The sequence below is a fragment of the Kitasatospora sp. NPDC058170 genome (assembly GCF_042883905.1).
In the GTDB taxonomy this organism is placed as follows: Bacteria; Actinomycetota; Actinomycetes; order Streptomycetales; family Streptomycetaceae; genus Kitasatospora.
Window position 1 is genome coordinate 21,021 of sequence record NZ_JBHVUV010000005.1, and the last position, 10,829, is coordinate 31,849.

Consider the following 10,829-nt stretch of genomic DNA (forward strand, 5'->3'; position numbering starts at 1 on the left):
GTGTCGTCCGTCCAGGTGCACGGACGGCGGCCCCCCGGGGGTTCACCGGCCGGCCGTCCGGACGGGTTCCGGCGCACGGTGAACCTCCCGGGCCCCGCCCGCCGTATCTCCCGGTGCGGGCGGCGCCCCGGCCCGTTCTTCCCCCAGGCGGCAGCCGGGGCGCCCACCCCGTCAGGTACATCCCGCCGGGGCGCTCCGCTGCGCCGCCGCTTCCGGCCGGGTCGGTGGAGATTGGAGAGTCTTGAACGGGACTGCCGTTGCCGGACTGTGCCGCCTGAGGTTCCGGACACCCGACGCGGTGTTCGAACTCGCGGTGCCCGTGGACGTTCCCCTGGCGGACCTGCTGCCGGCCGTACTCGGCTACGCGGGGCCCGGCGTGGACGAGCAGGGCATCGAGCACGACGGATGGATCCTCCAACGGCTCGGCGGTGCCCCGCTGGACGAGGAGCTCGGCGCCGACGCGCTCGACCTGCACGACGGGGACGAACTCCACCTGCGCCCGCGCCGCGACCCGCTGCCCGAGGTGCACTTCGACGACATGGCGGACGGCGTCGCCACCGGGATGCGGGCCCGGTCCGACACCTGGCGGCCCGCGCTGACCCACCACCTGGCGCTGGCCCTGGCCGTCGCCGCCCTGGCCGGCGGGCTGGCCCTGCTGCTGCTCCCCGGCCCGCAGCACACCCGGGACATCGCCGCCGCCGTCACCGGGGTCCTGCTGCTGCTCGGCGCCCTGAGCGCCGCCCGCGCGGTGGGCGACGCCGGCGCCGGCACCGCGCTGGGCGCCATGGCCGTGCCCTACCTGGCCCTGGCCGGCGGCCTGCTGCCGACCGGTGGCGGGGCCGGGGCGACCGGGGCCCGGCTGCTGGCCGGCGGCTCCGCCGCCGCCGGCGCGGCGGTCCTCGCGGTGGCCGCCGTCGGCTGCTCGGCGCCGCTCTTCCTCGGCACCGCCCTGGTGGCCCTGCACGCGGTCCTGACCGGCGTGCTGCTGCTGAACGGCATGACCGCCTCCGAGACGGCGGCGGCCCTCGCCGTCCTGGCCGTCGTGATCGGCGCGTTCGTCCCCGGGATCTGCTTCCGGCTGTCCGGACTGCGCCTGCCCGCGCTGCCCCGCAACGCCGAGGAGCTCCAGGAGGGGATCACGCCCTTCCCCAGCAGCACCGTGCTGAGCCGCAGCGACGTCGCCGACGGCTACCTGACCTCCTTCCACCTGGCGCTGGGGCTGGTCCTCACGCTGTGCACCACCGTGCTGGCCGGCGTCGACGGCTGGGCCGCACCGTTTCTGACGGCCGCCCTGTCCGTCCTGCTGCTGCTGCACGGCCGGGCCGTCGGCAGCATCCCGCAGCGGCTCTCCGTCCTGCTCCCCGGCGTCTACGGGCTGGCGCTGCTGTTCGGCGGCGCCGCCGTCGGCCAGTCGACCGGCGGGCGCCTGCTGCTGCTGGCCGGACTGCTCGCCGTGGCCGCCGCACTGGCGATCACGGCCTGGACCATCCCGGGCCGCCGACTGCTGCCCTACTGGGGCCGGGCCGCCGACCTGCTGCACTCGCTCGCGGCGATCGCCGTGCTCCCGCTGGCGCTGGCCGTCGCCGGGGTCTACCACGCGCTGCGGGCCATCGCCGGCTAGGACCTCTGCCCGGTCCGGCCCTGTCCGGCCCTGTCCGAGCGCCTTGACCGGCCCTGACGGACCACCACCTTCCGCCGCCCCGAGGAGAACCACGAGATGCAGTCGAAGCGCGACCAGGTGCAGGCCCACCTGTTCGTGATGGGCAGGCTCGCCACCGGCATGCTCCGCGGTGAACCCGACGCCCCCGACACCCCCTCCGGGCGCACCTCGCGGGGCACCCTGACCGGGCTGATCATCGCCGTCCTGGTGTGCCTCGGGGTCGCCGTGTACGGGGCGCTCGTCCCCGGCGGTGCCACCGGCTGGCGCAAGCCCGGCACCCTGGTGGTGGTCAAGGAGAGCGGCGCCCGCTACCTCTACCTGGACGGCAGCCTGCGACCGGTCCTGAACGAGGCCAGCGCCCGGCTGCTGGCCGGCGACCAACTGGTGGTCGACCAGGTCAGCGTGAACTCGCTGGCCGACACCCCGCGCGGCGCCCCGGTCGGCATCCTCGGCGCCCCGGACGGCCTGCCCGGCGCCGACCGGCTCGCCGACGCGCCCTGGCTCGCCTGCGCCGTCAGCCGGCCCGGCCCCTCCGGCGCCCGCCGCACGGAGCTGGCCCTGGCGATCGGCCCCGGCAGCCGGGGCACCGGCCTCACCGAGAACCAGGGCACGCTGGTGGCCGCCCCCGACGGCGCCGAGTACCTGCTCTGGCACGGCCGCCGGCTCCGCCTGGACAGCCGCAACGGCGCCCGCCAGGCCCTCGGCCAGACCGCCGTCACCGCCTACCCGGTGACGGCCGCCTTCCTCAACTCCCTGCCCGCAGGCCCGGACCTGGCCGCCCCCGAGGTGGAGTCCCGGGGCGCCGCCGGCCCGCAGCTCACCGCCGGGCCCACCCGGTTCGGCCAGCTCTTCACCGGCCCCGGCGGCGACCCGTACCTGCTGACCCCGGCCGGACTCACCCCGCTCAGCCGGATGGCCTTCGAGCTGTTCCGCAACGACCTGCGCACCCAGAGCGCCGCCTACGGGAACGCGGCCGTCACCCCCGCCGCCCTCAGCCCGGCCGACCTCGCCGGGCACACCGCCCCGGCCGCCCAGCCCGCTCCCGCCGCCGCCGGGCTTCCCGCCGCGCCGCCGGAGCTGGTGACCGTCCCCCAGGGCCGGGGCGTCTGCGCCGAGTCGAAGCTCACCGACCAGGCGCCGACCACCTCGGTGACGCTGCTCGACGCCGCCGCCGTCGCGGGTCCGCCGCCGGCCGCCCAGCCGGGCGTGGAGCCGGCCTGCGCGGGCGCCGACAGCATCGCCGTCCGGCCCGGCGGCGGCTCCCTGGTCCGGGCCCTGTCCAGTGCGGGCCTCGGCGGCACCCTCTACCTGGTCACCGACGCCGGGGTGAAGTACCCGCTCGCCTCGGCGGCCGTCGCCAAGCAGCTCGGCTACGGCGCCACCGTCCCGTCGGGCGCCCCCGAGGCGCTGCTGACCCTCCTCCCGACCGGGCCCAGCCTCGACCCGACCGCGCTGACCGCCGCCGCTCCCGCCGCGCGCGCCTCCGCCCCGGCCTGCACGCGGTGAACCACCGCCCGCCGACGGTCCGTTGAACCGAGTAAGCGGGTCCTGCGACCCTCCCCGCGGCAACCGCCGCAGGCCCACCCCCCGACGAAGGGAATCCGGTGACCACTCCCAACCCCGGCACGCTCCAGATCGACAACACGACGGTCAAGAACGTCCTCCACAACGTGGAGACGCACATGGGCACCATGAAGTCCGCCGCCGCCGCGGTGGAGGGCATCAACACGGAGATCCACGAGCACTTCCAGGCCGCCTGCAGCAGCCTCTACGTGCAGAAGATGAAGGAGTGGCACGACGAGTACATCCAGCTCACGCAGATGTACGACCGCTTCCACGCCGACCTGCAGGCAGGCAGCCAGACGGTCTTCACGGGCCACGACAACGCCTACCACGTGGCCGGAAGCGTGGGCGGCGGCTACTCCGCCATCGTCGAGGCCGGTCTCAACCCCACCGGCCACTGACCCTTCTCGCCGGCCCTCCCCACCCGATCCGCGCCGCCGCGCCCCGCGCCGTCCCCGCGCCCGATCCCGCGGGCGCCGCGAGGCCGCCCGGCCACCAACCGAAAGGACCCCTTCCATGTCAAGCCCCACGCCTTCGGGTATCAGGCTCAACCACGCCAACATCGACGACGCGGCGGACGACCTGCAGGCCGCCGGCCTGAAGATGCAGTCGGAGATGGAGAGCTTCCGCGACGCGATCCGGGCGGAGCAGACCAAGCTCAGCGGTGAACTCGCCACGGCCGCGAAGACCTTCGCCGACAAGCTGGACGCCCTCGACACCGTCATGAGCGGACAGGTCAACGAGGCGGCCAACAAGCTGCGCGAGATGCACGGCCTGCTGCGCGACGCCGACTACCGCGCCGCCGCCGCGACGGGCTGACGGATGGCCAGCAACGATCCGATCGGCAGCGGTCCCACCCTCAGCATGAACGAGGAGGACCTCAACACCTTCATCAAGGAGTGCCTCCAGGCGTTCCAGACGGCGCTGTTGGCCGACACCGGGTACCAGGCCGTGATGAAGTTCGAGGGCGGCCAGCTCAAGCTGCTGGCCGGATCCGCGCCCTTCCAGGCCGGGGCGGACCTCCAGGCCAGGTTCGCGGCCTTCTCCAAGGCCCTCCACGAGATCCTCAAGAGCTTCGACACCCAGATGCTCGACGCCGAACTGGCGATCCACCGGGCCATCGAGATCATGAAGCGGGCGCACGAGGAGGCGCTGACGACCGCGCAGATGATGGAAGTCCTGAACAAGGTGATGGCGGGCGGCAAGTAGCCCCCTGCGCGTCCGGCGGCGGTGTGCGGAACCGTCCCGGCGGAACGGCCCGCCCGCAGGGGCGGCCGACCGGGTGCCGCCGATTCCGCACCGAGACCCGCAACTCCTCCGTACACCGCCGTTTCACACGCCTTGAGAGGGTGTCAGCATGTCCGACTTGACGTGGGAGCAGATCGCCGGCGCGTTCGCGTCCTCCGCCTCCCAGAAGGGTGGCCTCGGCGACCGGAAGAAGATCATCGGCGCCGGCCTGGCCAGCTGGTACAAGAGCGGCAGCAACCTCAAGGTCGAGCACTACAAGCACTTCACGGGGGCGAAGGCCCCGTACACGAAGAAGGCGACGCTGACCGACAAGGGGCACGACGGGGCGCCCACGGACGTCTGGTGGGCCTGGAACTACCTGGACGCCTGGGGGGACCCGCACAGCTTCGTGGTGGGGATCTCCATCAACTACACCGACTGGGGCAACGACCCGGCCGGCGACCTCTCCAAGTTCATGCACCTCGGCGACGAGGTGTTCTACCCCATGCTGGGGACGGCCCCGAAGTGGAACGACACGGTCGACGCCGAGACGTTCACCACGGCGGCCAAGGCGCTCACCGACGTGACGAAGTGGCTGACCACCTGGAAGGACGCCGTCGGGAGGTGGGCCGAGCGGACCGACGCCCCGGACGGCAGCTGGCAGGGGAGCGCGGCCGGCGAGTTCAAGGCCCTGCTGCAGTCCTTCGGCGACGAGCTGGACGGCCTGCAGTACCAGCTGGCCCGGGGCAACTTCGCCGCGGACCTGGAGACCCTGAAGACGGATCTCAAGACGGCGATCGGGGGCATCTACAACGCCTACTTCAACTGGTACCACAGCGACGACGCCTGGCCCACCCTGGTCACCTACAACCTCCTCACCAAGGTCCTGGCCTCGGCGCGGATCACCGTCACCATGTCGAACCAGGGGGCCCCGCCCGTGGTGAAGGTGACGAGCTCGTACGGGGACCCGCACAACCAGGAGTTCTTCGACAAGATCGAGCAGGAGGCCAAGCGGCTCTGGTCGGCCCACATCGACAACACCGTCCAGTGGGGCGCGCGGACCGTGCTGGACCTCCTGGACGGCAAGTTCACGGCCGCGAACGCCAAGTACGAGGCCGGTCTCCGGAAGGTGCCGCTGCAGCTGCCCCCGGTCGAGCCCCCTCCGGCTCCCGGTGGCGGCGAGGACGGACCCAAGCCGCCGCCGACCGGTGAGGGCGGGCCCAAGACCGACATCGGCGGGGGCGGCGGTCCCAAGACGGACATCGGTGCGGGCGGTGGGCCCAAGACGGACATCGGCGGCGGTGGCGGCGGGAAGCTCCCCCCGAACCCGAACGGCGGCACCATCGGCGGCGGCGGAGGGGGCCTCGGCGGGGGTCTCGGCGGCGGCGGGGGTGCCCAGATCCTGGACAAGAACGGCAAGCCCGTCCTCGGCGCCGACAAGAAGCCGGTGCTGCTCCCCCCGGGCGGGTACATCGGCGCCGGCGGCAAGCTGTTCGACGCCAACGGCAAACCCGTGCTGGACAAGAACGGCAAGCAGGTCGTGGTGCCGGAGGGCTCGCACGTCGCGCCGGGCACCGGCGGCGGCATCTACGGTCCCAACGCGAAGGTGCCCAAGGGCTCGACCGTCCGGGAGGACGGCACGGTGCTCGGCCCGGACGGCAAGCCGGTGCTCGACGCCTACGGCAACCCCGTGGTGCTGGAGAAGGGCGGCTCGATCGCCGCGGACGGCACCCTGCTGGACGCGGGCGGCAAGCCGATCGCCGACTCCATCCAGCGGTACCGCGACCAGCAGCACGCGCTCGACGCCATCAGCGCGGGTGGCGGCGGCGGTGGGACCGTCATCTCCCGTCCGCCGTCCACCGGTTCGACCTGGCAGCTGGACCCGAACATCTTCGGCAGCATCGGGACCGGTTCCAGCGGTCTCGGGAGCGGGGCCGGAGGGTACGGGAGCGGCTCCGGCGACTACGGGAGCGGCTCCGGTGGTTCGACCACCGTGGTGCCGGGCTCCTACGGGAGCGTCTTCGGCGGCACCGGCGGCGGCGCGGGCGGCGGCACCGGCTCCGGAGCGGGCCAACTGCCGCGGCTGGTCGGCTCCGGCGGCGGGATGAGCCCCAAGGGCATCGAGAACAGCAACGGCATCGCACCCACCAACAAGCTCCTCGCCACCGGGGAGGCGGAGGCCAAGGCGGCCCAGAAGGCCGCGGCCCTCGCCGCCGAGGAGGCCGCGATGCGGGGCCGCTCGGTGGCGACCAGCGGTGGCGGCGGCGCCGGAACCGGCAGCGGGATGATGCCGATGGGCGGGGGCATGGGCGGCGGTACGGGCGCCCAGGGCGAGAAGGACCGTCAGCGGACCACCTGGCTGTCCGAGGACGAGGACGTCTGGGGCACCGACACCGGTGCGGTCCACGGCGTGATCGGCCGCTGAGCCGGTCCCGCGTTTCCACAGTCGAGAAGGGTACGGAGATGGAGTTCTCGTTCGAGGAGCACCTCGCGCAGGCGATGGCGTCCCTGGAGGAGCAGCAGGCCAAGATGGCCGCGATGACCCGGGAGCTGCAGGCGTCGAGCGCCTCGGTGACCACCAAGGACCGGCTGGTCACCGCGAAGATCGGCCCGCAGGGCCAGGTGCTCGCGCTGACCTTCCACACCACCGCCTACCAGGAGATGGCCCCCGCGCACCTCGCCGCCGTCCTGAAGGACGTGCTGAACGAGGCCCAGGCCCGGATGGGGGAGAAGATCGCCAGCTCGATGCGCTCCTTCGACGGGGTGGGCGAGTCGCTGCGGATGGCCTTCACCGGCGAGCGCGAGGACGAACTGCTCGGCGGTCCGGGCGGGTTGGACCTGGACGCGCTGCTCGCGCCGCTCACCGCGATGCGGCCGGGGGGCGACGAGGCCAAGCGCTCGGACAAGCAGGAGGAGTTCAATGGCTAAGCAGCTCAAGAAGCTCGACGACCTGAAGGCGGAGTTCACCAAGTTCCCGGAGATGGCGGCGCTGGTCGAGAAGATCGAGCGCGAGCTCAAGGACATCGGGCTGAAGAACGTCAAGGGCGGCGGGCACGACCAGATCGGCACGCAGTACCACGGCAAGGTCGACAAACCGACCACGAGCCTGAACGACCTGGTCGGCAGCATCAAGCTCAAGCTGCTGAGCGTCGGAGAGCACGGCCAGAGCACCGCCGACCTCTTCGACGCCGCCGACGAGCACGCCGCCGACCTGGTCTGACCGGCCGCCGGCGACAGCCCCCGGCACCCCTCCCCACCCGTACCAGCCAGCTTCGCAGTCGGAGGCTCCCCGCCATGGCCCACTCGTCGATCAAGGTCTCGCCCGGCGTCGCGACGTTCTTCCACGTCCTCACCGGCATGCCGTGGCCGGAGTCCGACGAGGGCCTGCTGCGGGACGTCCGGGACGACTACGCCGCGCTCGCCGAGGACCTGCCGAAGCTCCGGGGGTACATCTCCGACCTGGTGGTGGCCTGCCGCAGCAAGTTCGAGGGGGAGGCCGCCGAGGCGTTCGCCAAGGAGATGGGGCGGTTCATCGGCGAGAAGGAGGAGGTCGACTACCTCACCACGGCAGGGCAACTCGCTGGGGAACTCGGCCAGTTCGCGGGCAAGGTCGCGAACACCGTCGAGTACACCAAGTGGATGATCATCGGTCAGATCGTCCAGCTGCTGATCGAGATCGCGTTGGCCATCGCCTTCTCCCCGTTCACCGCCGGAGGCTCGCTGGTCGCCGCGGAGGGGTTCAAGCAGGCCGTCAAGCTGATCATCATCGGCCTGCTGAAGAAGCTCGTCCAGGTGATCGTGACGCACACCTTCTTCGGCGTGGTGGGCGGCCTGGTCCTGGACGCGATCCTCCAGGGCATCCAGTTCGGCCAGGGCAACCGGCACGAGTGGGACAAGGAGCTCACCAAGCAGGCCGCGATCATGGGCGCGATCAGCGGAGCCATCGCCGGCCCGCTGCACCTGCTGGGCATGGGTCTCGGCAAGATGCTGGGCGCCGGCCTGTCCAAGATCTTCGTGACCAAGGAACTGAACACCCTGATCAGGGAGCTCGGTTCCGGCGCCGCGGGCGGTGCGGCGGGCGGTGCCGCCAAGGGCGTGGGCAAGGAGGCCGGGCGACTGCTCGCCAACCCGGCGGCCTCCGAGTTCGCCAAGAACATCAGCAAGCTGCTCAAGCAGAACTCCCAGTACATGTCGAAGGGCTTCGGAGCCGGCGGCAAGGTGGGCGCCGCGGCCGGGGCGCGGTTCGCGGAGAACCTCGGGAAGATCTTCGAGAAGGGGCTCGGCAAGGAACTCGGGAACACCACGGCCAGGGATCTCGGTCGTGCCTTCGGCAAGACCTTCGCCGAGAACGGCGCCAGGTCGGCCGCGAGCCGGACCGCCTTCGCCACCGCCCTGCGCGAGATCGCCGAGGGGGGCTCCCACGTCCCGTCGGCGGGCCTGCGGACGCTGGCCGAGAAGCTGCCCGAACTCGCGGGCCGGGTCGACCGGATGAACACCATGTTCGTCCTGGGGCACGTCCTCGGCGAGCAGATCAAGATGGGGACCAACCAGTACCTCACCGAGGGCTTCTTCAACAAGATCTACTACGGCGAGTGGTCCGCCAGCGGGATGAGCTTCCTCGGCGGCTTCATGATGGCTGGTGCCCGCCACATGATCATGGGGCTGGCCTCGCCGCTGACCACGAAGTACGTGGACTTCGTCCGGGGGCTGGACAGCTCCCAGATCAACGCCACCAACGGCAAGTACTACGGCGCGATGCACCCGCTGAACCTGCTGTCGGCGATCAGCAACATCTCGGGCCACCCCGCGCCCTTCCCGGTGCCCCGACCCGGCGGCTACGACCACGTCCCGGGCGGCACCGCGCACCTGCACAGCGGCGACGCGGCCGGCGCCACGACGTCGCTCGCCACGCCGCCCGCCTCCCACCGCACCGAGGGCGGGCCGAGCACCTCCGGTTCGGACCACAAGAGCGGCGGCGGCTCCTCGTCGTCCGGTGGTGCCCCGAAGCCGGATGCCCCGAAGCCGGATGCCCCGAAGCCGGGCGTCGTGACGGAGTCCGGCGGGGGCGACAGGTCGGGTGGCGGTGACAAGTCCGGCGGGAGCGACAGGTCCGGCGGGAGCGACAGGTCGGGTGGGAACGACAGGTCCGCCGGAAGCGACAAGTCGGGTGGCGGCGACAAGTCAGGGGGGAGTGACAGGTCCGGCTCGAAGGACAGTACGGGCAACCAGAAGGCCCCCGAGCCCGCCCCCCGGCGGAACACCGAATCCTCCGGTGGCGGTGGGAACGACGCGCGCAGGAACGCCGACGCCGGCGCCAACCGCACCGGCGGCTCCACCGCGACGTCGGGTTCCACCGCGACGTCGGGTGGTTCCACCGGCGGGCACAACAGCGGGCCCGGCGGCGGTCCGAAGCCGCACGTGGACCCCAACGCCAATCCCGGCCCGAACCAGGGCCCGAACCCTGGCTCGAACCCCGGCCACCTCCCGCCGAAGGACGGCGGGGGCGGCACGCCGCCGCAGACCGAGGGCGGCCCCGGCGGCCCGAGCGGCCCCGGCGGGCACAAGGACGCCGGCCCGGGCGGCCCCGACCTCAGGCCCGACCCGACGCCGGACCAGAAGCCCGGCCCGAACCCCCCGAACCCGCCCAAGGGCGGCGGTGGAGGAGACGGCCCGCCGCCGCGCACCGAGGGCGGTCCGGGTGGACCGGGCGGAAACCGGGACGCCGGCCCGAACCGGCCGGAGCCGAGGCCGGACCCGAAGTCCGACCTGAAGCCGGATCAGACCCGGCCCGACAAGGACGCCTCGGGCCCCAAGCGCGACCAGTCCGACGGCGACGAGCCGAAGAAGGGCACGCTGGTTCCGATCGGTGCGGAGAACCAGGCGAACGGCCCCGTCGCGAACGACGGCCGCACGAAGCCGGGCCCGCGGGACGGCGGCGGACCGGGTGAGAAGGACGCCCCGAAGAACGGTCCGCTGGAGCCCACCGCCCCGGGCGACCTCCGGAACAGGGTCGAGGAGGTCCTCTCGCCGGGAGCACAGTTCCTGGAGTCGCAGGCACGGCGGCGGGCGGCGGGTGGTCCGACGGCGGATACGCCTGCTCCGCCGAAGCCCGAGAACGCGGCGAAGGCTCCGAAGCCGGACTCGAACATCACCACGCTCGCTGATGTCGAGCGCAGGGCTGATGCGGCGCCGGAGCCGAAGCCGAAGCCGGAGCCGTTCCCGAACAAGGGTTATGGCCTGGGTGCGGGGGACAAGGCGGCGCGTTCGGACATCGCGAACTCGGTCCTGGAGTCGCAGGCGCGGCAGCGGGCGGCGGGTGGTCCGACGGCGGATACGCCTGCTCCGCCGAAGCCCGAGAACGTGACGAAGGCTCCGAAGC

Annotated in this window: 8 protein-coding genes and 1 pseudogene; all 9 read left to right on the top strand. The window is 72.8% G+C overall.

Annotated features, from left to right (window positions below):
• Positions 1-241 precede the first annotated feature (241 nt).
• The gene (gene eccD, locus ACFVVX_RS07775) at positions 242-1,621 is read left to right on the top strand and encodes a type VII secretion integral membrane protein EccD (protein ID WP_387942573.1); all 1,380 of its coding nucleotides are present in this window, start codon (positions 242-244) and stop codon (positions 1,619-1,621) included.
• A 96-nt stretch (positions 1,622-1,717) separates the two neighbouring features.
• Positions 1,718-3,166, top strand: a complete 1,449-nt coding sequence (eccB, locus tag ACFVVX_RS07780) for a type VII secretion protein EccB (RefSeq protein ID WP_387942575.1) — start codon at positions 1,718-1,720, stop codon at positions 3,164-3,166.
• 98 nt (positions 3,167-3,264) lie between these two features.
• Positions 3,265-3,624, top strand: coding sequence for a hypothetical protein (locus tag ACFVVX_RS07785; protein ID WP_387942577.1), 360 nt, complete (start codon positions 3,265-3,267; stop codon positions 3,622-3,624).
• A gap of 115 nt (positions 3,625-3,739) precedes the next feature.
• Positions 3,740-4,042 (top strand): hypothetical protein, encoded by a 303-nt coding sequence (locus ACFVVX_RS07790; protein ID WP_387942579.1) that lies wholly within the window; start codon positions 3,740-3,742, stop codon positions 4,040-4,042.
• A gap of 3 nt (positions 4,043-4,045) precedes the next feature.
• Positions 4,046-4,432, top strand: a complete 387-nt coding sequence (locus ACFVVX_RS07795) for a hypothetical protein (protein ID WP_387942581.1) — start codon at positions 4,046-4,048, stop codon at positions 4,430-4,432.
• A 148-nt stretch (positions 4,433-4,580) separates the two neighbouring features.
• The gene (locus tag ACFVVX_RS07800) at positions 4,581-6,875 is read left to right on the top strand and encodes a hypothetical protein (protein ID WP_387942583.1); all 2,295 of its coding nucleotides are present in this window, start codon (positions 4,581-4,583) and stop codon (positions 6,873-6,875) included.
• Between the two features lie 38 nt (positions 6,876-6,913).
• A complete protein-coding gene (locus tag ACFVVX_RS07805) occupies positions 6,914-7,378 on the top strand; it encodes a YbaB/EbfC family nucleoid-associated protein (protein WP_387942585.1) in 465 nt (154 codons plus the stop codon).
• Positions 7,371-7,670: a hypothetical protein gene (locus tag ACFVVX_RS07810; protein WP_387942587.1), complete on the top strand. Its 300-nt coding sequence runs from the start codon at positions 7,371-7,373 to the stop codon at positions 7,668-7,670. The genes ACFVVX_RS07805 and ACFVVX_RS07810 overlap by 8 nt, the downstream gene beginning before the upstream one ends.
• A 74-nt stretch (positions 7,671-7,744) precedes the next feature.
• Positions 7,745-10,829: pseudogene (locus ACFVVX_RS07815) on the top strand (hypothetical protein); the annotation flags it as partial.

Coding starts and splice junctions, on each gene's coding strand:
- ACFVVX_RS07795 (WP_387942581.1), top strand. CDS start 4,046: ATGGCCAGCAACGATCCGATCGGCAGCGGTCCCACCCTCAGCATGAAC.
- ACFVVX_RS07810 (WP_387942587.1), top strand. CDS start 7,371: ATGGCTAAGCAGCTCAAGAAGCTCGACGACCTGAAGGCGGAGTTCACC.
- ACFVVX_RS07805 (WP_387942585.1), top strand. CDS start 6,914: ATGGAGTTCTCGTTCGAGGAGCACCTCGCGCAGGCGATGGCGTCCCTG.
- ACFVVX_RS07790 (WP_387942579.1), top strand. CDS start 3,740: ATGTCAAGCCCCACGCCTTCGGGTATCAGGCTCAACCACGCCAACATC.
- ACFVVX_RS07800 (WP_387942583.1), top strand. CDS start 4,581: ATGTCCGACTTGACGTGGGAGCAGATCGCCGGCGCGTTCGCGTCCTCC.
- eccB (WP_387942575.1), top strand. CDS start 1,718: ATGCAGTCGAAGCGCGACCAGGTGCAGGCCCACCTGTTCGTGATGGGC.